This is a genomic window from Thauera sp., assembly GCF_035444905.1.
Taxonomy (GTDB): domain Bacteria; phylum Pseudomonadota; class Gammaproteobacteria; order Burkholderiales; family Rhodocyclaceae; genus Thauera.
This window is the reverse complement of record NZ_DAOMPS010000004.1, coordinates 114,788-136,473: the sequence shown is the minus strand read 5'-3', so window position 1 is coordinate 136,473 and position 21,686 is coordinate 114,788. Positions and strand designations below refer to the sequence as shown.

Below are 21,686 nucleotides of genomic sequence, written 5' to 3'. Positions count from 1 at the left end.
GAGTCGGTTCCTCGGGATGATGTTCCGCTTCAACGAGGCCTGCAATCGACTAAAGCATGTACCGTGCCTGCTAATTTAAGAGACTGAATTATATGTAAATTTGTCGTATTGCGATCCTTGCCGTGGGCCGCCCACTTCGCTCTGCGGTGAATCGGGCGTGTGACTGTAAAGCGCATCGACAAGCTGTCCGCAGCTTCTCATGAGAACGAATGCCGTCGTCCCGGTTTCGGTCCCGCCTCGTGAAGTGGATCACGTCGATGCCTGTCGCCTCGATGCTAGGGCTTGCGCCAGTTTCATCCGTTTGGCATTGATTGGCCATGCCAGAGCGGCATTCGTGTCGGGAATCATCGACAGCGATGTAAGAAATTCCGACGTTTTTGCTGAAGTCGATCGTCTTCGCTGGCGCCGACGAGAAGTGCCGGGCTGAATCCTTCAGCGCATCAAGGAAACCCCCAATTGACCACGGGTCCTTGTTTTTGGGCTTTTTCTCGACTTGGACTAATTCTTCTTCAGGTTCTCGCTGATTCTTGCGTTTCCTGATTCCCCGCTTATAGTGAATCGTCAGGTCGCGCGCACGACGCGTCCGACAAGGGCTTCGCAGCTTGCAGCAGACCTCCGCTTACAGGGTCGCCGGGACCCCGCAAACGATAAATAGGAGTCGTGCAGTGAGACACCACATCCTGGGCATGTTGTATTCGGCAAGGTATTCGCGGTTCTGTCTTGGTGGTCTGTTTCTGTTGTTGAGTCAGGCGGTATTTGCCCAGGAGAGCAGATACAACATGACGCGTGGCGTGACCGAGATCAGCCAGCGCGTATATGGCCTGCACATGACGATCTTCTACATCTGCGTGGTGATCGCCATCATCGTGTTCGGGCTGATGTTCTGGTCCATCGTGCGCCACCGCAAGTCGGCCGGCGCCGTGCCCGCCCAGTTCCACGGCAGCATGAAGATCGAGTTGCTGTGGACCGCGATCCCGGTGGTCATCCTCGTCGTCATGGCCATCCCCGCCACCCAGGCCCTGATCGCGATGGAGGACGCCTCGGAGTCCGATCTCACCGTGCTGGTCACCGGCTCGCAGTGGAAGTGGCACTACAAGTACCTCGACTACCCGATCGAGTACTTCTCGGTGCTCGCCACCCCGCGCGCGCAGATCGCCAACGAGGCGGAAAAGGATCCGCTCTACCTGCTCGAGGTGGACAAGCCGCTGGTGATCCCCACCGGCAAGAAGGTGCGCTTCCTGCTCACCGCCGACGACGTGATCCACTCCTGGTGGGTGCCGGCCTTCGCGATCAAGAAGGACGCGATCCCGGGCTTCATCAACGAGACCTGGACGCGGGTCGACAAGCCCGGCCTCTATCACGGCAAGTGCGCCGAGCTGTGCGGGCGCGACCACGGCTTCATGCCGATCGCGGTCGAGGTCAAGAGCGAGGCCGACTTCGAGGCCTGGACGGCCGAGCAGGTCGCGCTGCAGGAGGCGGCGCGGGCGGCCGATGCGGCGGCGGCGCCGATGAGCATGGAAGAGCTGATGGCGCTCGGCGAGAAGGTCTACGGCACGGCCTGCGCGGTGTGCCACCAGCCGTCCGGCGAGGGCTTGCCCGGCGTGTTCCCCGGCCTCAAGGGCAGCGCGATGGTCACCACCGACATCCCCGCCCACATCCACATCGTCGTCTTCGGCAAGGCCGGCACGGCGATGCAGGCCTTCGGCCGCCAGTTGAGCAGCAGCGAGCTGGCCGCGGTGATCACCTACGAGCGCAATGCCTGGGGCAACAACACCGGCGACATGGTGCAGCCGGCCGATGTGGCAGCCGCCATCCAGAAAGGGGAGTGAGCAATGAGCACAGAACACACCGGCGCGCTGCACCCCGGCCAGCATCTTGAGCACGAGCACAAGCCGCGCGGCATCACGCGCTGGCTGTACAGCACCAACCACAAGGACATCGGCACGCTCTACCTGCTGTTCTCGCTGGCGATGCTGTTCATCGGCGGCAGCCTGGCGATGGTGATCCGCGCCGAGCTGTTCCAGCCCGGGCTGCAGTTCGTCGATCCGCACTTCTTCAACCAGATGACCACCGTGCATGGCCTGGTGATGGTGTTCGGCGCGGTGATGCCGGCCTTCGTCGGCCTGGCCAACTGGATGGTGCCGCTGATGATCGGCGCGCCCGACATGGCGCTGCCGCGGGTCAATAACTGGAGCTTCTGGATCCTGCCCTGCGCCTTCACCATCCTGCTGTCCACGCTGTTCATGGAGGGAGGGGCGCCGGCGGCCGGGTGGACCTTCTATGCGCCGCTGTCGACCACCTACAGCAGCGACTCCACCGCCTTCTTCGTGCTGTCGGTGCACCTGATGGGCGTGTCCTCGATCATGGGCGCGATCAACATCATCGTCACCATCTTCAACATGCGCGCACCGGGCATGACCTGGATGAAGCTGCCGCTGTTCGTGTGGACCTGGCTCATCACCGCCTTCCTGCTCATCGCGGTGATGCCGGTGCTGGCCGGGGTGGTGACCATGGTGTTGACCGACAAGTACTTCGGCACCAGCTTCTTCGACGCCGCCGGTGGCGGCGACCCGGTGATGTTCCAGCACATCTTCTGGTTCTTCGGCCACCCCGAAGTCTACATCATGATCCTGCCGGCCTTCGGCATCGTCTCGGCGATCATCCCGACCTTCGCGCGCAAGCCGCTGTTCGGCTACGAGTCGATGGTGGTGGCCACCGCCAGCATTGCCATCCTGTCCTTCCTGGTGTGGGGCCACCACATGTTCACGGTGGGGATGCCGGTGGCGGCGGAGCTGTTCTTCATGTACGCCACCATGCTGATCGCCGTGCCCACCGGGGTGAAGGTGTTCAACTGGGTGGCGACCATGTGGCGCGGCTCGATGACCTTCGAAGTGCCGATGATGTTCGCGCTCGCCTTCATCGTGCTGTTCACCATCGGCGGCCTGTCCGGGCTGATGTTGGCGATCACGCCGGCCGACTTCCAGTACCAGGACACCTACTTCGTCGTCGCCCACTTCCACTACGTGCTGGTGACCGGCGCGGTGTTCGGCATCATCGCCGGCGTCTACTACTGGCTGCCGAAGTGGACCGGCGTGATGTACAGCGAGCGCCTGGCCCAGACCCACTTCTGGTGCTCGCTGGTGTCGGTCAACATCCTGTTCTTCCCGATGCACTTCGTCGGCCTGGCCGGCATGCCGCGCCGCATTCCCGATTACGCGCTGCAGTTCGCCGACCTCAACGCCCTGATGAGCATCGGCGGCCTGCTGTTCGGCCTGTCGCAACTGCTCTTCGTGTGGGGCGTGGTGCGCAGCATGCGCGGTATTGGAGAGAAGGCGAGCGATCGCGTGTGGGAAGGCGCGCACGGGCTGGAATGGGAGATCCCGTCGCCCGCGCCCTACCACACCTTCGACACGCCGCCGGTCGTCAAGTGAGCGTGCAGCGCCAGGAGGAATGGCCATGACGAGCAATGCAAGCCTGGTGCGCCGACTGCTGCTGGTGTGTGTCGCGATGTTCGGCTTCGGCTTTGCGATGGTGCCGCTGTACGACGTGTTCTGCCGCATCACCGGCATCAACGGCAAGACCGAGGGCGTAGCCGCGGCCAAGCCCACCGGCATCGACCTGTCGCGCGAGGTCAGCGTCGACTTCCTCGCGCGCAGCGATGCCGACATGCCGTGGACCTTCGAGCCGCTCACCGAGCGCGTGCGCATCCACCCGGGAGATCTGCAGATCGTCGAGTTCCAGGTCCACAACCTCAGCGGCGAGGCCGTGGTCGCGACCGCCGTGCCCTCGGTGTCGCCGGGCGAGGCGGCGCGCTACTTCAAGAAGATCGAATGCTTCTGCTTCGAGGAGCAGGCACTGGCGGCCGGCGAGACGCGCGCCATGCCGGTGCAGTTCTACATCGACCCCGAGTTGCCAGAACGCTTCAAGAACATGACTTTGTCTTATCGCCTGTACAAGAGCACCCACACCGCCAGCCGCTGAGAGGCCCGCACCCACGAAGGCTCGCGCGCACCGCAGCCCACGCACCCACGGAGGGATGAGCATGAGTACCACGCACGAGAGGTATTACGTGCCGCACGACAGCGGCTGGCCGATCTTCGGCGCGCTGGCGCTGCTGCTGATCGGCTACGGCGCCGCGTCCTGGCTGACGCAGGCCCATGGTAGCGGTGGTGTCTACATCTTCTGGGTCGGCATCGCGTTGCTGGTGGTGATGCTGTTCGGCTGGTTCGGCACCGTCATCCGCGAATCGACCAGCGGCCTGTACAGCGATCAGCTCGACCGGTCCTTCCGCCAGTGCATGGCCTGGTTCATCTTCTCCGAGGTGATGTTCTTCCTCGCCTTCTTCGGCGCGCTGTTCTATGCGCGCGTGCTGGCCGTGCCCTGGCTTGGCGGCGCCGGCAACAACGCGATGACCGGCGAGCTGTTGTGGCCGCAGTTCGACGCGGTGTGGCCGGTGCTGAAGACGCCGGGCGGCACCGAGACCCAGCACATGCCGTGGTCGGGCATCCCGCTCATCAACACGCTGATCCTGCTCGCCTCGTCGGTGACGCTGCAGGTCGCCCACACCGCCATCGAGCACGGCAATCGCGCGCGCCTGAAGCTCTTCCTCGGGCTCACCATCGTGCTCGGCGTGGTCTTCCTCGGCTTCCAGGTCTACGAGTACGTCCACGCCTACCGCGACCTCGGCCTGCGCCTGGACTCGGGCATCTACGGCAACACCTTCTTTCTGCTCACCGGCTTCCACGGCCTGCACGTCACCATCGGCGCCATCCTGTTGCTGGTGATCTGGCTGCGCATCGTGATCAAGGACCACTTCACCGCCGACAAGCACTTTGGCTTTCAGGCCGCGGCCTGGTACTGGCACTTCGTCGATGTGGTGTGGCTGAACCTGTTCATCTTCGTGTACGTGCTCTGAACGGGTGGCGGATGGCAGGGCGCGGTTCTTCAGTAGGGGCGCGGGTTGGGGGTCAGCACGCCGGTGGCGAGCAGCACGATGAGCAGCGCCATAACCGCCACCGAGAAATACACCCGGCGGCCCAGGTAACGCGACATGCGGGTATGCGAGCCGTCGTTCTTCAGCATCACGTAGAGCGCCTGGAACAGGCTGATGATCACCACGGCGAGCAGGATGACGAGCAGGATCTTGATGAACATGGCGAGGCTCCGGCGGGATGGCGATGAAGATTACAGCCTTCCGGCGCTGCTGGGTCATTCGCTGGCACTGGGCCCTGATCAGCCTGGCGGCGAGCGCGCTGCTGGCGAGCCTGTCGCTGTGGCAGCTGCAGCGCGCCACCGAGAAGACGCAAACGCTGGCGCGCATCGCGGCGTGGCAGGAGCAGGGCGCGGTCGGCCTGGCGCGGCTGGCGCAACTGCTGCAGGCCGGCCATGGGGGGGACGAAGGCGCGGTCGACGGCCTGCAGCTCGACTTCGAGGCACACTGGCTGGCGCCGGCCGTGTGGCTGATCGACAACCGCATCGTCGATGGCCGGGCGGGCTACGACGTCCTGATTGCGGTCGTCGATCGCAGCGACCCGCGTGCCGCGGGGCTGGCTGTGCTGCTCAACCTCGGCTGGGTCGAGGCGCCGGCCGCGCGCGACGCCCTGCCGCTGCCGCCCATCCCGACGCAACTGCGCGTGCAGGGCGTCTTCCGCACCGAGGTCGGCGGCCTGCTGCTCGGCACCAACCTCGAGGACCGCGACAGCTGGCCGATGCGCATCCAGCAGGTCGATGTCGACGCGCTGGCCCCGTTCGTGTCGGTGCCGCTCGTGCGCGGCGTGGTGCATCAGCAGCAGGGCTCGCCTTTCCATATCCACTACCGGCCGGTGGTGCTGCCTGCCGAGCGCCATCGCGCCTATGCCCTGCAGTGGGCGCTGCTGGCGCTGGCGGTGATCGTCGTCGCGCTGGCGGCCAGCCAGCGCAGGGAGCGTCCGCATGAGCAGCCGTAAGTTCATGGCCCTGTTCCTGCTGTGTGCCTTGCTGCCGCTGGCCGCGGCCTGGCTGGCGCTCGAGCAGGGCTGGTTCGCCGGCCACGCCACCAATCGCGGCCAATGGCTGGACCACGAGGTGCAGGTGCTGCCGGCTGCGCCGGCGGCCGATGCCCACTGGCGCCTCGCCTATGTGCAGCCGCGCGATTGCGATGCCGCCTGCGAGGCCGCCGCCGAAGCGGCCCTGCACATCCTGCAGCAGCTGCATGCCGGCCTCGGCCGCAAGCAGGAGCAGGTACGCCCGGTGGTGGTCGCCACCGCCAGTCCGACGGTGCTCGAACGCTTCCCGAGCGTGCGCTGGGAGGCGGGCGCGGCCGGCGCGGGTGGGCAGGTGGCCGCGCTCGCCGATGCGGCCCTCACGCGCCACATCGTGATCGTCAATCGCGAAGGCCTGGCCTTGCTGCGCTATGCGGTGGACGGCGACCGCGCGCACGCGGTGCAGGTCGCCACCGACATCCGCAGCGACCTGCTGCGTCTGCTCAACTACGACAGGAGTGGGGTATGAGGCGCTTCACCTGGCTGGTCAATCTCACCCTGGTGCTGACCCTGATGGTGATCGCGCTCGGCGCCTACACCCGGCTCACCGACGCCGGCCTCGGCTGCCCCGACTGGCCGGGCTGCTATGGCCGCCTCACGCCGCCGATGAAGGATGTTCACATCGAGGCCGTGCAGGCGCGCTTCCCCGACGCCCAGGTCGACCCCTTCAAGGCCCGCAACGAGATGGTGCACCGCTACATCGCCGGCCTGCTCGGCCTGTGCGTACTGGCGATCTTCGTTTTCGCCCAGCGCCTGCGCCGCGCCCGAGGCCTGAGCAGCGTGCTGTTGGCGCTGGTGCTGTTCCAGGCCGCGCTCGGCATGTGGACGGTGACGATGAACCTGATGCCGGTGGTGGTGGTGGCGCATCTGCTGGGCGGCTTCGCGCTGCTGTCCCTGCTTGCGCTGCTGCGCGTCGAGCTCGGCCGCGAGTCGGCGGCGGACGGGGGTACGTCGGCACGAGCGGTGGCCGAGCCTGTACCGGTCGCACTGCCGACGGCAGAGCCCCGACTCGGCGCGCTGTTTCCCTTCGCCTGCGTCGCATTCGGCGTGGCGCTGGCGCAGATCGCGCTCGGCGGCTGGACCTCGGCCAACTATGCGGCGCTGGTGTGCCATCAACTGCCGCTGTGCGAGAGCGGCTGGACCTCGCATTTCTCGCTGCGCGCCGCCTTCAGCCTGCCGCTCGGTCAGGAGACCTACGAGTTCGGCGTGCTCGAGCACGAAGCCCGCATGAGCATCCATGTGCTGCACCGCCTCGGCGCCATGGCCGCACTGCTGGTGATCGGCAGCTTCGCCCTGCTGTGCTGGCGGCGCGCCCAGGCGGCTGCAGTGCGCGGCCTGGCCCTCGCGCTCGCCGGCCTGCTGGCGTTGCAGGTGACGCTGGGCCTGGTCAACGTCATCGCCCAGGTGCCCTTGGCCAATGCGGTGGCGCACAACGTGGTCGGCGCCTGCCTGCTCGCGGTGCTGGGGGTGCTGGTGCGCCAGATCCAGTTGCGGCGTGTGGCGCCGAGGGCGGCGGCGAGCGCGCCGGCGCGGCTCGCCGCGCAGCGCTGATCCCGGGCCGGCGCGGCGGGCGAGGGGCGGGCCGAGGGGTGCGACGACGATGAGAACGAACGGGGAGACGAGCATGGACGGCAGCAAGCGCGAACGGGTGGCGATCGGTGCGTGTGCAGACTTGGCGGGCAGCGCGCGCGCCTTCTACCAGCTCACCAAGCCCAGGGTGGTGGCCCTGCTGGTGCTCACCGCCTGGGTGGGCATGATGCTGGCGAGCGAAGGCGTGCCCGATCTCGGCCTGATCCTGGTGGCCAGCCTGGGCATCGCCATGGTGTCGGGCGCGGCAGCGGCCTTCAACCATGTGCTCGACCAGAAGATCGACGCCCGTATGGCGCGCACCCGCCTGCGTCCCTTGCCCGATGGGCGTCTGAGCAGCGCGCAGGCGCTCAGCTTCGCCTTCACGCTGGCGGCCTCGGGCTTCGTGCTGCTGCTGGTCGCGGTCAATCCCCTTACCGCGGTGCTGACGCTCGCCGGGCTGTTCGGCTATGCGGTGATCTACACCGTGCTGCTGAAGCGGGCCACGCCGCAGAACATCGTCATTGGCGGGGTGGCGGGCGCGCTGCCGCCGGTGCTGGGCTGGGCGGCGGTCACCGGCACGGTGGGCGCCGAGGCCTGGCTGCTGATGATGATCATCTTCACGTGGACGCCGCCGCACTTCTGGGCGCTCGCCATCCACCGCGTGGATGACTACGCGCGCGCCGGCCTCCCGATGCTGCCGGTGACCCACGGCATCGATTTCACCAAGACCCTGGTGCTGCTCTATACCTGCCTGCTGCTGGCGGTGTGCCTGCTGCCCTATCTGGTGGGCATGAGCGGGGTGCTCTACCTGGCGGGCAGCCTCGCGCTGAACCTGCAGTTCCTGCGCCATGCCTGGCGGCTCAAGTTTGCCGCGCGGCCGGACACCGCGATCCGCACATTCCGCTTCTCCATCACCCACCTGATGCTGCTCTTCCTGCTGCTGCTGGTGGATCACTATTCGGCGTGGTCGTTGGGGTGAGTGGCTGTCGCCAGGGGTGGGCAAAGAAACGGCGCCGCAGGCGCCGTCTTGCTGAACCGATGGGGCAGGTCCAGGCTTTGACTCAGGCCTTCTGCTGACGGCGGCGCAGCGCGCCCAGTCCCGCCATGCCGATGCCAAGCAGCGCCAGGGTGGCGGGTTCGGGAACCGGGTTGATCTCGCGACCCAGTTTGGTCCGGATAGCACCATCGAAGTCGGCGAACGTGGCGGCCTGAAGGGCGAAGCCATTGGTCCCGCCGACGATGTTGGCGTTGTACCAGGCCAGGAGCGTCGCATCGCCGATCGCCAGGCCGTTGATCGTGCCAGTCACGCTCGCAAGGCCTGCCGCATTCAGGAAGGCGTCGCGTGCCGCCGAGGTGCTCGCGCCTTGGTTCGACGATCCGTCGCCTGACACGTCGATCACCCAGCGATCGCCTTCGAAGCCGTTGTTGCTGAACAGGGGGGTGGCGAAATTGATCGCGCTGCCCGGTGCCGTGCTGCCACTGAAAGCGCGAGCCGTACCCTGGATGGCAGTCGCGAAGGCGCTCGAACTGGCTGCATCGGTGAGGTGTGTCCAGCCGACGAGCTGGGCCTGCTGATTCTGGCTGGCCCATTCGATGTAGGTAACGGCGATGCCACCCGCGAGGCTGGCGATACGGCTCTGGATGAAGGCGTCGTTGAAGGCGTTGACGTAGCCGGTCTTCTGCAGGGCGTACTCGTTAGCGTCGACGCTGCCCGACACATCGATCAGCAGGGCGAGCTCGAGTGCCACGGGGGCTGCGTGCGCCGAGGAGGCGGCGCCGAAGACCCCGGTCGCAATTGCGCATGCGAGTACGATTTTCTTCAATTTCATGATTTCCTCTCCTTGTTCTTGCAAGCGATCAAAAGTTTGGAAACGACCACAATTTGTTTCCTATGCCTGTTCAAGCAAGAGAGATGCCATTAGTAATAATGCAATAAAAAACAAGGTCTTGTGATGATTATGGAGGTTTTCGGCGAGTGGAGGTGTAAAACTTCCCGACGTCCCATGAGGTTGGCGTCGATCAGGCGAGGGCTGCATGTCTTGAGCGGCAGATCGGCGCGGCCCACCCCGCAGCGCGGAGTGGGCCGCGCTGCTATTGAGGACGGACTTCGCGGCTCAGCCCGCGTCGGCCACAATCTCTAGGATCGCCGCGCCGTAGTGCTCCAGCTTGCGGTCACCGACGCCGCTGATGCCGGCGAGCTCTGCCAGCGTCTGTGGCCGGCTGATCGCGATCTCGCGCAGGGTGGCGTCCTGGAACACCACGTAGGCGGGCACGTTGCGCTCCTTGGCGGTGGCGAAGCGCCACGCGCGCAGGCGGTCGAAGAGCGTGGTGGGGAGGCCGTCCGGGATCTCGAGCGCTGCGCCGCTGCGCCGCTTTGCGCGACTGCGGCCGCGTTCGCGCTCGAGACGCAGGTGGAACTCGGCCTCGCCGCGCAGCAGCGGGCGGGCGGCGTCGGTCAGGCGCAGCGCGTTGTAGCGCTCGTGGTCCACGGCGATGAATTCGCGCGCCACCAACTGGCGGAAGATCGTGCGCCAGCGCTTCTCGTCGAGATCGCTGCCGATGCCGAAGGTGGTGATGTCCTGATGCTTGCGCTCGATCACCTTGTCGGTGAGTTCGCCGCGCAGCACGTCGATCAGGTGGCCGGCGCCGTAGCGCTGACCGGTGCGATAGACGCAGCTCAAGGCTTTGCGCGCGGCCTCGGTGGCGTTCCAGGTCTGCGGCGGGTGCAGGCAGTTGTCACAGTTGCCGCAGGGGGCGGAATCTTCGCCGAAGTAGGCGAGCAGGTGCTGGCGGCGGCAGGTGGTGGCCTCGACCAGGCCGACCAGCACGTCGAGCCGGTTGCGCGCGAGGCGCTTGAACTCCTCGCTCGCTTCGGACTCGTCGATCATCCGCCGCTGCTGCACGACGTCCTGCGCGCCCCAGGCCATCCACGCCTGCGCCGGCAGGCCGTCGCGCCCGGCGCGGCCGGTTTCCTGGTAATAGCCCTCGATCGAGCGCGGCAGATCCAGATGCGCGACGAAGCGCACGTCGGGCTTGTCGATGCCCATGCCGAAGGCGATCGTCGCCACCATGATCAGGCCGTCCTCGCGCAGGAAGCGGGTCTGGTGCTCGGCGCGCATCTCCTGCGTCATGCCGGCGTGGTAGGGCAGGGCATTCAGGCCCTGCTCCTGCAGCCAGGCGGCGGTCTCTTCCACCTTGCGCCGTGACAGGCAATAGACGATGCCGGCCTCAGAAGGGCATTCCTCGCGGATGAAGTTGAGAAGCTGGCGGCGCGCGTCGTCCTTGTCGACGATGGTGTAGCGGATGTTGGGGCGGTCGAAGCTGGCGACGAAACGCTGCGCGTGGGCGAGCTTGAGGCGCTCGGCGATCTCCTCGCGGGTCTGGCGGTCGGCGGTGGCGGTGAGCGCGATGCGCGGGATGGCCGGGTAGCGCTCGGGCAGGATAGAGAGCTGCAGGTACTCGGGCCTGAAGTCGTGGCCCCACTGCGACACGCAGTGCGCCTCGTCGATCGCGAACAGCGCCAGCCGGCCGGTGTCGCGCAGGTGGTCGAGCTGGTCGAGGAAGCGCGGTGTCATCAGCCGCTCGGGGGCGACGTAGAGCAGCTCGAGCGTGCCGTCCCACAGTGCGCGCTCCACGGCGCGGGCGCGCTCGGCATCCAGGCTGGAGTTGAGGAACGCGGCATTGACGCCGGCCTCGACCAGCGCGCTGACCTGGTCCTGCATCAAGGCGATCAGCGGCGATACCACGATCGCGGTGCCATGGCGCAGCAGCGCCGGGATCTGGTAGCACAGCGACTTGCCGCCGCCGGTGGGCATCAGCACCAGAGCGTCTCCGCCGGCCGCCACATGCTCGACGATGGCCTGCTGTTCGCCGCGGAAGGCGGCGTAGCCGAACACGTGCTCGAGCACCCGCAGCGCCTCGCCTGAGCCGGGCGGCGCGGCCTGCGCCAGGTCGTGGTCGGGCGTGGGGGGCGAGAGGGGGGAGGCGGCAAACATGGGCGCCATTTTACTGCTCCCGCAGCTTGGGCAGGGCCGCGGTTTGGCGGGACGCGGTCGCAGGACGCGGCGTGCGCGCCTGGACAAGAAAATCGTTTGTCGTGGACAAACTGAGTTCCGCTGCCTAATATTCGCGCAAGTCTGCGCTTCGCCCTCCCGGGTCGAATGCGCGCCCTCATTCCCTCTGCCCAAGGCCCGTGCCGACCGCCATGAACGACGCCGCCCGCTTCGAAGCCGCCTCCAGCATCGCCGCCGTCGAACGCGACACCGGGCTGCCCAAGGACACCCTGCGCGTGTGGGAGCGCCGCTACGGCTTTCCCGCCCCGGCGCGCGACGCCAACGGCGAGCGCCTCTACCCGCCCGAGCAGGTCGAGAAGCTGCGCCTGATCCGCCGCCTCATCGACCACGGCCGGCGTCCGGCAGGCATTGTCGGCGCCAGCACCGCGGAGCTGTCACGCATGCTCGAGGACTGCCTGTGCCCGGGCGACGGCGCAGCGGCCGAGCGCGACGACAGCCTGCTGCAGCTGGTGCGCCTGCATCGCAGCCTGGAGCTCAACGCCGCCTTGCGCCAGGCGCTGATGAAGCAGGGCCTGCAGCGCTTCGTCGCTGATACCGTGGCGCCGCTCGCGGCCGCGGTGGGCGAGGCCTGGATGCGCGGCGAGGTGGATGTGCCCGAGGAGCATCTGTTCACCGAGCAGGTGCAAAACGTGCTGCGCAGCGCGATCAGCGCCCATGCGGTCGCCGGCGCCCGCCCGCGGGTGCTGCTGACCACCTTTCCCGAGGAGGAGCACATCCTCGGCCTGCTGATGGCCGAGGCCATGCTCGTGCCCGAGGGCGCGAGCTGCCTGTCGCTCGGCACGCGCACGCCGCTGGCGGACATCCGCACTGCGGCGGTGGCAGGTGGCTTCGACATCGTCGGTCTGTCCTTCAGCATCGCCTACCCGGCCCGCCAGGCCATCGACGGCCTGCTCGAGCTGCGCGCCAGCCTGCCCCCCGCGGTCGCCATCTGGGCGGGCGGCGCGGCGGTGCGCGACAAGCACAAGCGCCTGCCGGGCATCCGCGTGGTGGGCGATCTCGACGACACCCTCGCCGCCTTGCGGGAGTGGCGCGCCGCCCACGCCTGAGCCCCGCTTCGGCGTGCAGCCGCGTCGCGCTCGGCAGGCGTGGTCGGTAAAGGGGTGACCCGTGGCCGCTCTCAGTGCGCGTTCACCGTCTCGGCGCCCGGCGTCTCGGCCTCGATCGCCTGCTGCGGCGTCAGGTCGCCATCCAGCACCGCGAGCATGCGTGCCGCCTTCGCCACCTGCTCGACGGCGCGCCGCTCCAGACTCGCCAGGCGCAGCCAGTCCTGCATGCTGCGGATGTCGATGCGGGCGTGGGCGCCCTCGAGCAGCAGCGCCTCCTTGAAGGCCTGGTAACGGGTCTCGGCCTCCTGCAGGCGCACTTCCACCGCCGCTGCGCTGAAGTCGTCGCGGCCGCCGTCGGCGTTGGCGGCCAGGTTCGCCGTGGCCTGGTGAAAGGCCTTTGCCGCGGCTTCGAGTTCCGTGCCCGGGGGGTGCCCGAGCACGGTCGCCAGGGCGCAGGCCTGGCGCACCGCGATGACTGCGCTTTCCTGGTACTGCAGTGCGCGCAGGCTGTGCGCCAGCGCTTCCACCAGCGCGGGTGGCAGGGTGCTCGCGCTGAGTTTGCGCACGTAGTTGGAGATGGCCGGGGCGAGGGCGTCGAGCGTGCTGGCCTGGCGCTCGATCCAGGGCTCGTCGGGCGGCACCCGGCTCACCGCGGTGAGCGCGGTCACCGCGAACGACTGCGTGCGCCCCAGCTCCATGCGCAGCGCGCGCAGGGCGAGGTCGGGCACGGCGAGCGAGGTGGCGTCGAGGTGGCGGGGGCGGGCGATCTCTTCTTCGCGGCTGCGGAAGCGTCCGGCCAGAAAGCGCAGCATCATGCGCGCCAGCGGGATCATCAGCAGCACGCCGAGCAGGTTGAAGGCGGTGTGGAACATCGCGATCGTCACCGCCGGCGTCGCCGGTTGCTCGAGCCATTCGCGCAGCACGCCGAGCAGCGCGATCAGCAGCGGCAGCATCAGGATCGCCACGGTGCCGGTGAGCAGGTTGAACATCACGTGCGCGGCCGCCAGCCGGCGGGCGTTGGAGGTGGCGCCGATTGCCGACAGGATGGCGGTGGAGGTGGTGCCGATGTTGGTGCCGATCACCATCGCGCAGGCGGCCTCGATCGACATCAGCCCGCCCTGGGCGGCGGTGATGATGACGGCGATGACGGCGCCCGAGGCCTGCATCAGCACGGTCAGCAGGGTGCCGATGCCGACCAGGACCAGCCAGCCGGTGAAGCCGGGAGCGATGTGGTCCTGCAGGTTCATCGTCGCGCCGAAGCCCGAGAAGGTGTCCTTGAGCACGTCGATGCCGAGGAACAGCACGCCGAAGCCGGCCAGCGCCTGGCCGAGCGCGCGCTGGCGCACCGTGCGCCCGGCCAGCATCAGCAGCGCGCCGACGCCGACGAAGGGCAGCGCGAAGGTGTCGATCTTGAAGCTGAAGCCCAGTGCCGCGACCAGCCAGGCGTTGAGCGTGGTGCCGACGTTGGAGCCGAAGATCACCCACATCGCGTTCTGCAGCGACAGCAGGCCGGTATTGACGAAGCCGATGCTGGCGACCGTGACTGCGGTCGAGGACTGCACCAGCGCCGTCATCGTCATGCCGGCGCCAAGGCCGCGCAGCGGCGTGGCGGTGCCGCGCTCGAGCAGGCCCTCGAGCGCGCGACCGGCGGCGAGCTTGAGGCCTTCGGTCAGCATGTGCATGCCGATCAGGAACAGGCCGATGCCACCGGCCAGGCCGGCGAAGACCGCGAAAGGGGTGAGCGCTTGGGTGTCCAGGGGAGGCTCCTCGGGAGGCGAAGGCCTGCAAGCCTAAACCCGCGGCGGCGGCTTGGGGAGGGGATTGTTGGCAGGGGCGAACAAGGGACGAGTTGCGCCGGAGCTCAAAGCAACTTCGAGTTTGTCCTGGACAAAACATTGACAGCGGCTGCGACCTGGCCTATCGTTCAATCGTTATTAACGCTTGTCCAGGACACAGCCATGAATGCCACACTGCTTACGAGGCGCGCCGGCGTGCTTTTCGCTGTTGCGGCAGCCGCTACATTCCCGATCCACGCCGGTTCTGCCGCGCAGGTCGAAGCGGCGCAAGGCAAGCCTGTGGCGCAGGCGCCTGACTTCGTCGTGGACACGCAGGCAGGCGCCCCTCTTGACCTGATGCTCTTCATGCATCGCGCCGACCTGCCCCTCCGCCCCCTCCCCAGCAAGCAAAAGGACAACTCATGAATGCCCCGGAAAAGTTCTTCCTGCCGACGTCCAGGCCAGCGCCGACCACCGTGCGCTCGCCATCCAGCGCGTCGGCGTGCGCGGTCTGCGCTACCCGATGTCGATCCGTGACGTCGACGGCAGCGTTCAGCACACGGTCGCCACCCTCGAGATGACCGTCGGCCTGCCCGCCGAGGTCAAGGGCACGCACATGTCGCGCTTCGTCGAGCTGCTCGAGGCCGAGCGCGAAGCGCTCGATCTCGACGGCCTGCGCGGCCTGTTCGCGGCCATGCTGGAGCGGCTCGAGGCCAGCAGCGGGCGCATCGAGGCGCGCTTTCCGTGGTTCATGAAGAAGACGGCGCCGGTGTCCGGCGTCGACAGCCTGCTCGACATGGACGCCTGCGTGATCGTCGACAAGGCCGCGGGCGGCGAGGCGAGGACCACGCTGCAGGCGGTGGTGCCGGTGACCAGCCTGTGCCCGTGCTCGAAGAAGATCTCGGATTACGGTGCGCACAACCAGCGCTCGCACATCACGCTCAGCGCCACCCTGCGCGGCGACCTCGGCCTGCGCGAGCTGGTGCGCATGGCGGAAGAGGAGGCCTCGTGCGAGGTCTTCGGCCTGCTCAAGCGCCCGGACGAGAAGTGGGTGACCGAGCGCGCCTACGACAACCCCAAGTTCGTCGAGGATCTGGTGCGCGACATCGCCCTGCGTCTGCGCGCCGATGCCCGCATCGCCGCCTGGTCGGTGCAGTCGGAGAACTTCGAATCCATCCACAACCATTCCGCGTACGCCCTGATCGAGGGCGAGAACGCGGCGGAGTGAGACCATGAAGCTGGGTGAGCTCGAGCGTCTCGGCACCGCAGGCCGCCGCGTGGCGGTGATCGGCGGCGGCATCGCCGGCCTGGCGAGCGCCTGGCTGCTGGCGCAGCGCGACGCGGTCACGCTGTTCGAGGCGGGCAGCTACGTCGGTGGCCATACCAACACCGTCGACGTCACCGTCGATGGGCTCACCCATCCGGTCGATACCGGCTTTCTGGTGTTCAACCGCCGCACCTACCCCAACCTGTGCGCGCTGTTCGCCCTGCTGCAGGTCGAGGCGGTGGAAACCGAGATGAGCTTCGGCCTCAGCCTGTCCCAGCCCGACATCGAGTGGGCGGGCAGCGATCTGGGCAGCGTGTTCGCGCAGCGCCGCAACCTGGTGCGTCCGGCCTTCCTCGGCATGCTGCGCGACATCCTGCGCTTCAACCGCGACACCACCCGCATGGCCCGAGAGGGCACGATGCCGGCGCTGTCGCTGGGCGATTACCTCGAGCTCGAGGGCTATGCCGAGTCCTTCAGCGACTGGTACCTGCTGCCGATGGCGGCGGCGATCTGGTCCTGCCCGACGCAGGCGATGCTCGACTATCCGCTCGCGACCTTCGTCCAGTTCTGCCACAACCACGGCCTGCTCCAGGTGTTCGATCGGCCGACCTGGATGACGGTGAAGGGTGGCGGACGCAGCTATGTCAGGAATATGCTCGCGCGCCTGGACGACGTGCGCATGAATGCCCCGGTGCAGCGCGTGGTGCGCAATGCCGATGGCGTCTGGGTGCACACCGCGCAGGGGCCGGAGCGCTTCGACGAGCTCGTCTTCGCCTGCCACAGCGACCAGACCCTGACCATCCTCGGCAGCGAGGCCACGGCCGAGGAGCGCCGCATCCTCGGCGCGGTGCGCTACCAGCCGAATGTCGCGCTGCTGCACACCGATACCGCGCTGCTGCCGCGGCGGCAGAAGGTGTGGTCGGCGTGGAACTACATGGCCGGCGAGGGTGCGCCCGATGCGCGACCGGTGTCGGTCAGCTACCTGATCAACCGGCTGCAGGCGCTGCCCTTCGAGACGCCGGTCGTGGTCTCGCTCAACCCCTTTGTCGAGCCGGCCGCCGACAAGCTGATCCGTCGCATCGAGTACGCCCACCCGGTGTTCGACCAGGGCGCGATCGACGCCCAGGCCGCGCTGCCCGGCATCCAGGGGCGTAATCGGAGCTGGTTCGCCGGCGCCTGGACCGGCTACGGCTTTCATGAGGACGGCCTCAAGTCCGCCATCGCCGTGGTCGAGGCGATGGGCGTGGAAGTGCCGTGGCGGCGCGGTCGCGCTGTCGCGGGGCCGGTGCTGGAGGCGGCAGTCTGATGCGCGCCGCCGTGTGCTTCGGCGCGGTGATGCACGAGCGCCACGTCGAGGCGCACAACCGCTTCGTCTATCCCACCGCCTTCCTGCGCCTGCCGCTGTCGCAGCTCGAGCGGCTGCGGGTGCCGCTGCTCGGGATCGAGCGCGCTAACGTCTTCACCTTCCGCAACCGCGATCACGGCGCGCGCGACGGCTCGCCCCTGCTGCCCTGGCTGCGCGGCCTGTTGCGCACGCGCGGCATCGAGGCCGTGTGCGATGGCGAGGTCGTGCTGCAGACCATGCCGCGCCTCTTCGGCTTCGTCTTCAACCCGGTCAGTTTCTGGTTCTGCCACGACCGTGATGGCGCGTTGCGGGCGGTGCTGGCCGAAGTCAGCAACACCTTCGGCGAACGCCACAACTATCTGGTGCACCACGGCGACCTGCGCCCGATCGTCTCCGGCGACGAACTGCGCGCGCGCAAGTGCTTCCACGTCTCGCCCTTCTTCCCGGTGCGCGGGGAGTACCGCTTCCGCTTCGAGCAGCGCGGCGCGGTGCATGCGGTGTCGGTCGACCTGTGGGACGGCGCTGCGCTGCAGCTCTCCACCCGCCTGTCGGGCCGCGCCGAGGCGCTCGACGGGCGTGCGATGGCGAAATGGCTCGCGCGCCAGCCCTTCATGACCCTGGGCGTCGTTGCACGTATTCATTGGCAGGCCCTGCGCCTTGCACTGCGGCGGGTGCGCTTCTTCCGCAAGCCGCCACCCCCGATCGAGGAGACCACCTGATGAACGCCCTGGACCATGCCCTGCAGCCGATCGCCGGTGTGCGCCTCACCCGCATGCCGCGCGCCACCCGGCTGTGCCTGGAGATGCTCGATCGCCTCGACGGCGGCGCGCTCGCGGTGGAGCTGCCCGATGGGCTGCGCCTGCGCGCCGGCCACGGCCCGCTCGTCGCCCATCTGCGCGTGCGCGACCATGCGGTGTTCGACGAGGTGCTCGCCCGCGGCGACATCGGCTTCGGCGAAGCCTGGATGGACGGCCTGTGGGACACGGAGGATCTCAGCGCGCTGCTGCGCCTGCTGTCGGCCAACCGCCACCGCCTGCAGGACGCGATCTACGGCCGCCTGCTCCGCCTGCTCGGTCATCGCCTGCAGCACCTGCTGCGCGCCAACACCCGCAGCGGCTCGCGGCGCAACATCGAGGCCCATTACGACCTCGGCAACGACTTCTACGCGCTATGGCTGGACCCGACCATGACCTATTCGGCGGCGGTGTTCGCCTCGCCCGAGGAGTCGCTGGTCGAGGCCCAGCTGCGCAAGTACCGCCGCATCCTCGACGAGCTCGGTGCCCAGCCGGGGCAGACCCTCCTTGAGGTCGGCTGTGGCTGGGGCGGCTTTGCCGAGGTCGCCGCCACCGAGTTCGGCTGCAAGGTGCTCGGCATCACGCTGTCGCCGTCCCAGCTCGCCTTCGCCCGTGAGCGCGCCGAGCGTGGCGGCTTTGCCGATCGGGTGGATTTCGCGCTGTGCGACTACCGCGACGTGCGTGGCCAGTACGACCACATCGTGTCGATCGAGATGATCGAGGCCGTCGGCGAGCGCTTCTGGCCGACCTACTTCGGCCAGCTCGGCGCGCTGCTCAAGCCGGGCGGTCGCTGCGTGGTGCAGGCGATCACCATCGACGACGCCCTGTTCGCGCGCTATCGGCGCGGCACCGACTTCATCCAGCGCCACGTCTTCCCCGGCGGCATGTTGCCCAGCCCGGGCGCGGTGGCGCAGCAGGCGCGGCGCGCCGGGCTGGCGACCGTCGGCGACTTCGCCTTCGGCCGCGACTATGCGCGCACGCTCGCCCACTGGCAGCGCAGCTTCGAGGTCCAGGCCGCCGCGGTGCGCGCGCAGGGCTTCCCGGAGCGCTTCCTGCGCATGTGGCGCTTCTACCTGTCCTACTGCGAGGCCGGCTTCGAGACCGGCGACATCGACGTGCACCACTACGTGTTCGTGCATGCGGACGGCGCTGGCGGGAGCCGCTGATGCCGGGCCGGGCTGCAGTCTTCTGCCGCCTGCTGGCGCCGGTGCTCGTCGCCGCCGCCATGCTGGCCGCGCCGCCCTCCCTCGCGCGCGAGCTGCCGCCCGCCTTGCAGGGCGAGCTGCAGCGCATCGGCGAGGGCGAGCTGCAGCGCATCGGCGAGGGCGAGCTGCGCTGGCTCGGCTTCAAGCTCTATGACGCGGCACTGTGGGCGAGGCCCGAGGTGGTGGCCGTACCGCCTGACAACGAGGCCGAGGCGGCGCAGGTGCTGGGCGCCGAGCATGCGCTGTCGATCCGCTACGCACGCGCGGTGTCGTCCGATCGCCTGGTCGAACTCAGCCTGGGCGAGATGCGTCGCCTTGGCTTCGATGACGAGGCACAGCTGGCGCGCTGGGGGCAGGCGCTGGCGCGCGCCTTGCCCTCGGTGGAGGCGGGCGAGACCCTGGTCGGCCTGCACCGGCCGGGCGAGGGCGCGCAGTTCTGGCACCAGGGCCAGCCCACCGCCGCGCTCGACGACGCCGAACTGGCGGCGGCCTTCTTCGCGATCTGGCTCGATCCGCGCACGCGCGAACCGCGGCTGCGCGCGCAACTGCTCGGCCTGGCGGAGCGCGGGCGATGAGCGCCGCCGCCGGCGCTGTACCAGACCCGGGCGCAGGCACCGATTCGCGCCGGGCGCTGCTGGCCTATGGCGCGCTCGGCCTGCCGCTGGCCTTCGCCGCGCTGCCGATCTACGTCCATGTGCCGCGCCTCTACGCCGAAGGGCTCGGCCTGTCGCTGGCGCTGGTGGGCGCGGTGCTGCTCGCCGCGCGCATCGTCGACGCGCTCACCGACCCGCTGATCGGCTGGGCCAACGACCGCCTGCCGCGGCGCCGGCTGTGGATCGCGCTGGCGCTGCCGGCGCTGGGCGCCGGCATGCTCGGCCTGCTCGTGCCGCCCGCGGAAGCCGGCCTCGGGTGGCTGTTCCTGCTGCTGGTCGGTGTCTCGCTGGCGTGGTCGGTGGCGACCATCGCCTACAACGCCTGGGGCGCGGAGGTGGCGCACACGCCGCTGCTGCGCACGCGCTACGTCGCCAGCCGCGAGGCCTTCGGGCTGGCCGGCGTGGTGCTGGCGGCCGCCTTGCCGGCGGTGCTGGCGCTGGGCGCTGACGAGGCGACCGGGCTGGCGCGCCTGGCCTGGCTGTTTCTGCCGCTGCTGGCGGGCTTCGGGCTGTGGACGTTGTGGCGTGCGCCGGCGCCGCCCGCCCGCACGCCCGCGGTCGGTGCAGCGGCAACCGTCGAGGGCAGGGCGGAGAAAACGGTGGCGGCCGGTGACAGCGGCCGGAAGGTCGTTGCGGGCGCTGGCCAGCGCAGCGCGGATCGGCCCGGGCAGGCGATGCCGCTGTGGGCCGGCCTGCGCGCCACCGTGCGCGACGTCCGCTTCGGCCGCCTGCTCGCGGTGTTCGCCGCCAATGGCATCGCCGCGGCGATCCCGTCGGCGACGGTGCTGTTCTTCGTCGCCGACGTGCTCGGCGCGGCCCAGCTCGCCGGGCTCTTCCTGGTGCTGTACTTCGCCGCCGCGGCGGCCAGCCTGCCGCTGTGGGTGCGGGTGTCGCAGCGCATCGGCAAGCTGCGCGCCTGGCTCGCCGGCATGGTGCTGGCGGTGGTCGTGTTCGCTTGGGCCGGGCTGCTCGGCGAGGGGGATGTGCTCACCTACGCGCTGATCTGCGTGTTGTCGGGGCTCGCGCTCGGCGCAGACCTCAGTCTGCCGCCCTCGCTGCTCGCCGACCTCGTCGCGCGCAGCGCGGCCGGTCGGGCGCGGCCGCCGCTGCAGGCAGGGGCGTGCTTTGGCTGGTGGAACTTCGTCACCAAGGCCAATCTCGCGCTGGCTGCGGGGCTCGCCTTGCCGCTGCTCGCGCTGCTCGGCTACGCGCCCGGTGCGCGCGAGCCGGGCGCGGTGGCGGCGCTGGCGGCGGTGTATGGCTTCGTGCCGGTCGTGCTCAAGCTGGGCGCGATCGTGCTGCTGTGGCGCTGGCGCGCCTGGATCGAGCCGGGCGTGCCGTCTGCCGACGGCCTGCGCAAGGCTCCTGCATGTGGGGGAGCGCAATCGTGAGACGTCTCTTGTTGTGGGTCGTGGCCGTGTTCGGCCTGTGGGGGTGTAGTACGGTGAATGTCGATCATTACCGCGCCGAGCAGCCAGTGCTCGAACTACGCGATTACTTCAACGGCACGCTCGACGCCTATGGCATGTTCCAGGACCGCTCGGGCAAGGTGGTCAAGCGCTTTCACGTGTTGATCGAGGCGAGCTGGGAGGGCGAAGTCGGCACCCTGGACGAGCACTTCACCTACTCCGACGGCAGCACCCAGCGCCGCGTGTGGACCATCACCCGCCTCGGCCAGGGGCGCTATAGCGGGCGCGCGGACGACGTCGTCGGCGAGGCCAGCGGGGAGGCGGCGGGCAACGCGCTGCGCTGGCGCTACGTGCTGGCGCTGCCGGTCGGCGACAAGGTGTACAACGTCGATTTCGACGACTGGATGTTCCTGATGGACGACAAGGTGATGCTCAACCGTTCGCTGATGAGCAAGTGGGGTTTTCGCCTCGGCGAGGTCACGCTGTCCTTCTTCAAGCGTGCGGACTGAGCGGCGAGTGAGGCGGGGGTG

At 68.6% G+C, this 21,686-nt stretch carries 21 protein-coding genes and 1 pseudogene; 18 read left to right on the top strand and 4 right to left on the bottom strand.

Features of this window, described 5'->3' with window-relative positions; all coding sequences use genetic code 11:
* Positions 1 to 199: 199 nt before the first annotated feature.
* From PLC66_RS03395 to PLC66_RS03375, 5 genes are all read left to right on the top strand, one after another.
* Positions 200 to 427, top strand: coding sequence for a hypothetical protein (locus tag PLC66_RS03395; protein ID WP_324537840.1), 228 nt, complete (start codon positions 200 to 202; stop codon positions 425 to 427).
* Between the two features lie 352 nt (positions 428 to 779).
* Positions 780 to 1,829 (top strand): cytochrome c oxidase subunit II, encoded by a 1,050-nt coding sequence (gene coxB, locus PLC66_RS03390; protein WP_324537839.1) that lies wholly within the window; start codon positions 780 to 782, stop codon positions 1,827 to 1,829.
* A gap of 3 nt (positions 1,830 to 1,832) precedes the next feature.
* Positions 1,833 to 3,431 carry a cytochrome c oxidase subunit I gene (gene ctaD, locus PLC66_RS03385; protein WP_324537838.1) on the top strand — a complete coding sequence of 533 codons (1,599 nt, stop codon included), beginning with the start codon at positions 1,833 to 1,835 and terminating at the stop codon, positions 3,429 to 3,431.
* Between the two features lie 25 nt (positions 3,432 to 3,456).
* Complete coding sequence (locus PLC66_RS03380; protein ID WP_324537837.1) at positions 3,457 to 3,981, top strand: cytochrome c oxidase assembly protein; 525 nt, start codon at positions 3,457 to 3,459, stop codon at positions 3,979 to 3,981.
* A 61-nt stretch (positions 3,982 to 4,042) separates the two neighbouring features.
* Complete coding sequence (locus tag PLC66_RS03375; RefSeq protein ID WP_324537836.1) at positions 4,043 to 4,915, top strand: cytochrome c oxidase subunit 3; 873 nt, start codon at positions 4,043 to 4,045, stop codon at positions 4,913 to 4,915.
* 29 nt (positions 4,916 to 4,944) lie between these two features.
* On the opposite strand, the gene PLC66_RS03370 is transcribed toward PLC66_RS03375, so the two are convergent.
* Positions 4,945 to 5,154 carry a DUF2909 domain-containing protein gene (locus tag PLC66_RS03370; protein ID WP_324537835.1) on the bottom strand — a complete coding sequence of 70 codons (210 nt, stop codon included), beginning with the start codon at positions 5,152 to 5,154 and terminating at the stop codon, positions 4,945 to 4,947.
* A gap of 23 nt (positions 5,155 to 5,177) precedes the next feature.
* On the opposite strand from PLC66_RS03370, the gene PLC66_RS03365 reads away from it, so the two are divergent.
* From PLC66_RS03365 to cyoE, 4 genes are all read left to right on the top strand, one after another.
* Positions 5,178 to 5,945, top strand: coding sequence for an SURF1 family protein (locus PLC66_RS03365; RefSeq protein WP_324537834.1), 768 nt, complete (start codon positions 5,178 to 5,180; stop codon positions 5,943 to 5,945).
* Complete coding sequence (locus PLC66_RS03360; RefSeq protein ID WP_324537833.1) at positions 5,932 to 6,489, top strand: redox-active disulfide-containing membrane protein; 558 nt, start codon at positions 5,932 to 5,934, stop codon at positions 6,487 to 6,489. Before PLC66_RS03365 ends, PLC66_RS03360 begins: the two co-directional genes overlap by 14 nt.
* The gene (locus tag PLC66_RS03355) at positions 6,486 to 7,571 is read left to right on the top strand and encodes a COX15/CtaA family protein (protein WP_324537832.1); all 1,086 of its coding nucleotides are present in this window, start codon (positions 6,486 to 6,488) and stop codon (positions 7,569 to 7,571) included. The genes PLC66_RS03360 and PLC66_RS03355 overlap by 4 nt, the downstream gene beginning before the upstream one ends.
* 73 nt (positions 7,572 to 7,644) lie before the next feature.
* Positions 7,645 to 8,568: a heme o synthase gene (cyoE, locus tag PLC66_RS03350; RefSeq protein ID WP_324537831.1), complete on the top strand. Its 924-nt coding sequence runs from the start codon at positions 7,645 to 7,647 to the stop codon at positions 8,566 to 8,568.
* An 82-nt stretch (positions 8,569 to 8,650) separates the two neighbouring features.
* Here the strand turns inward: cyoE and PLC66_RS03345 are convergent, their stop codons facing one another.
* Both PLC66_RS03345 and recQ read right to left on the bottom strand, forming a co-directional pair.
* On the bottom strand, positions 8,651 to 9,418 hold the full coding sequence (locus tag PLC66_RS03345) for a DUF1194 domain-containing protein (protein WP_324537830.1): 768 nt from the start codon (positions 9,416 to 9,418) through the stop codon (positions 8,651 to 8,653).
* A 285-nt stretch (positions 9,419 to 9,703) separates the two neighbouring features.
* Positions 9,704 to 11,584 carry a DNA helicase RecQ gene (recQ, locus tag PLC66_RS03340; protein ID WP_324537862.1) on the bottom strand — a complete coding sequence of 627 codons (1,881 nt, stop codon included), beginning with the start codon at positions 11,582 to 11,584 and terminating at the stop codon, positions 9,704 to 9,706.
* Positions 11,585 to 11,793: 209 nt separating this feature from the next.
* On the opposite strand from recQ, the gene PLC66_RS03335 reads away from it, so the two are divergent.
* Positions 11,794 to 12,708: a MerR family transcriptional regulator gene (locus PLC66_RS03335; RefSeq protein WP_324537829.1), complete on the top strand. Its 915-nt coding sequence runs from the start codon at positions 11,794 to 11,796 to the stop codon at positions 12,706 to 12,708.
* Positions 12,709 to 12,779: 71 nt separating this feature from the next.
* On the opposite strand, the gene PLC66_RS03330 is transcribed toward PLC66_RS03335, so the two are convergent.
* Positions 12,780 to 14,390: a Na/Pi cotransporter family protein gene (locus PLC66_RS03330; protein ID WP_503012172.1), complete on the bottom strand. Its 1,611-nt coding sequence runs from the start codon at positions 14,388 to 14,390 to the stop codon at positions 12,780 to 12,782.
* A gap of 276 nt (positions 14,391 to 14,666) precedes the next feature.
* Between PLC66_RS03330 and PLC66_RS03325 the strand changes: the two genes are divergently transcribed.
* From PLC66_RS03325 to PLC66_RS03290, 8 genes and pseudogenes are all read left to right on the top strand, one after another.
* Positions 14,667 to 14,909, top strand: a complete 243-nt coding sequence (locus PLC66_RS03325; protein ID WP_324537828.1) for a hypothetical protein — start codon at positions 14,667 to 14,669, stop codon at positions 14,907 to 14,909.
* A pseudogene (gene folE2 / locus PLC66_RS03320) lies at positions 14,906 to 15,711 on the top strand (GTP cyclohydrolase FolE2). The gene PLC66_RS03325 and the pseudogene folE2 overlap by 4 nt, the downstream one beginning before the upstream one ends.
* A 4-nt stretch (positions 15,712 to 15,715) precedes the next feature.
* Positions 15,716 to 17,056, top strand: a complete 1,341-nt coding sequence (locus PLC66_RS03315; RefSeq protein ID WP_324537826.1) for an NAD(P)/FAD-dependent oxidoreductase — start codon at positions 15,716 to 15,718, stop codon at positions 17,054 to 17,056.
* Positions 17,056 to 17,814, top strand: a complete 759-nt coding sequence (locus PLC66_RS03310) for a DUF1365 domain-containing protein (RefSeq protein ID WP_324537825.1) — start codon at positions 17,056 to 17,058, stop codon at positions 17,812 to 17,814. Before PLC66_RS03315 ends, PLC66_RS03310 begins: the two co-directional genes overlap by 1 nt.
* Complete coding sequence (locus tag PLC66_RS03305) at positions 17,814 to 19,055, top strand: class I SAM-dependent methyltransferase (protein ID WP_324537824.1); 1,242 nt, start codon at positions 17,814 to 17,816, stop codon at positions 19,053 to 19,055. Before PLC66_RS03310 ends, PLC66_RS03305 begins: the two co-directional genes overlap by 1 nt.
* Positions 19,055 to 19,669, top strand: a complete 615-nt coding sequence (locus PLC66_RS03300; protein ID WP_324537823.1) for a chalcone isomerase family protein — start codon at positions 19,055 to 19,057, stop codon at positions 19,667 to 19,669. Before PLC66_RS03305 ends, PLC66_RS03300 begins: the two co-directional genes overlap by 1 nt.
* Positions 19,666 to 21,138 carry an MFS transporter gene (locus PLC66_RS03295; protein ID WP_324537822.1) on the top strand — a complete coding sequence of 491 codons (1,473 nt, stop codon included), beginning with the start codon at positions 19,666 to 19,668 and terminating at the stop codon, positions 21,136 to 21,138. Before PLC66_RS03300 ends, PLC66_RS03295 begins: the two co-directional genes overlap by 4 nt.
* Positions 21,117 to 21,665: a DUF3833 domain-containing protein gene (locus PLC66_RS03290; RefSeq protein WP_503012171.1), complete on the top strand. Its 549-nt coding sequence runs from the start codon at positions 21,117 to 21,119 to the stop codon at positions 21,663 to 21,665. The genes PLC66_RS03295 and PLC66_RS03290 overlap by 22 nt, the downstream gene beginning before the upstream one ends.
* The last annotated feature ends 21 nt before the right edge of the window (positions 21,666 to 21,686 follow it).

Excerpts from the sequence above, each read along its gene's own strand:
- PLC66_RS03395 (WP_324537840.1), top strand. The coding sequence starts at position 200 with ATGAGAACGAATGCCGTCGTCCCGGTTTCGGTCCCGCCTCGTGAAGTG.
- coxB (WP_324537839.1), top strand. The coding sequence starts at position 780 with ATGACGCGTGGCGTGACCGAGATCAGCCAGCGCGTATATGGCCTGCAC.
- ctaD (WP_324537838.1), top strand. The coding sequence starts at position 1,833 with ATGAGCACAGAACACACCGGCGCGCTGCACCCCGGCCAGCATCTTGAG.
- PLC66_RS03380 (WP_324537837.1), top strand. The coding sequence starts at position 3,457 with ATGACGAGCAATGCAAGCCTGGTGCGCCGACTGCTGCTGGTGTGTGTC.
- PLC66_RS03375 (WP_324537836.1), top strand. The coding sequence starts at position 4,043 with ATGAGTACCACGCACGAGAGGTATTACGTGCCGCACGACAGCGGCTGG.
- PLC66_RS03370 (WP_324537835.1), bottom strand. The coding sequence starts at position 5,154 with ATGTTCATCAAGATCCTGCTCGTCATCCTGCTCGCCGTGGTGATCATC.
- PLC66_RS03365 (WP_324537834.1), top strand. The coding sequence starts at position 5,178 with ATGAAGATTACAGCCTTCCGGCGCTGCTGGGTCATTCGCTGGCACTGG.
- PLC66_RS03360 (WP_324537833.1), top strand. The coding sequence starts at position 5,932 with ATGAGCAGCCGTAAGTTCATGGCCCTGTTCCTGCTGTGTGCCTTGCTG.
- PLC66_RS03355 (WP_324537832.1), top strand. The coding sequence starts at position 6,486 with ATGAGGCGCTTCACCTGGCTGGTCAATCTCACCCTGGTGCTGACCCTG.
- cyoE (WP_324537831.1), top strand. The coding sequence starts at position 7,645 with ATGGACGGCAGCAAGCGCGAACGGGTGGCGATCGGTGCGTGTGCAGAC.
- PLC66_RS03345 (WP_324537830.1), bottom strand. The coding sequence starts at position 9,418 with ATGAAATTGAAGAAAATCGTACTCGCATGCGCAATTGCGACCGGGGTC.
- recQ (WP_324537862.1), bottom strand. The coding sequence starts at position 11,584 with ATGTTTGCCGCCTCCCCCCTCTCGCCCCCCACGCCCGACCACGACCTG.
- PLC66_RS03335 (WP_324537829.1), top strand. The coding sequence starts at position 11,794 with ATGAACGACGCCGCCCGCTTCGAAGCCGCCTCCAGCATCGCCGCCGTC.
- PLC66_RS03330 (WP_503012172.1), bottom strand. The coding sequence starts at position 14,390 with ATGCACATGCTGACCGAAGGCCTCAAGCTCGCCGCCGGTCGCGCGCTC.
- PLC66_RS03325 (WP_324537828.1), top strand. The coding sequence starts at position 14,667 with ATGAATGCCACACTGCTTACGAGGCGCGCCGGCGTGCTTTTCGCTGTT.
- PLC66_RS03315 (WP_324537826.1), top strand. The coding sequence starts at position 15,716 with ATGAAGCTGGGTGAGCTCGAGCGTCTCGGCACCGCAGGCCGCCGCGTG.
- PLC66_RS03310 (WP_324537825.1), top strand. The coding sequence starts at position 17,056 with ATGCGCGCCGCCGTGTGCTTCGGCGCGGTGATGCACGAGCGCCACGTC.
- PLC66_RS03305 (WP_324537824.1), top strand. The coding sequence starts at position 17,814 with ATGAACGCCCTGGACCATGCCCTGCAGCCGATCGCCGGTGTGCGCCTC.
- PLC66_RS03300 (WP_324537823.1), top strand. The coding sequence starts at position 19,055 with ATGCCGGGCCGGGCTGCAGTCTTCTGCCGCCTGCTGGCGCCGGTGCTC.
- PLC66_RS03295 (WP_324537822.1), top strand. The coding sequence starts at position 19,666 with ATGAGCGCCGCCGCCGGCGCTGTACCAGACCCGGGCGCAGGCACCGAT.
- PLC66_RS03290 (WP_503012171.1), top strand. The coding sequence starts at position 21,117 with ATGTGGGGGAGCGCAATCGTGAGACGTCTCTTGTTGTGGGTCGTGGCC.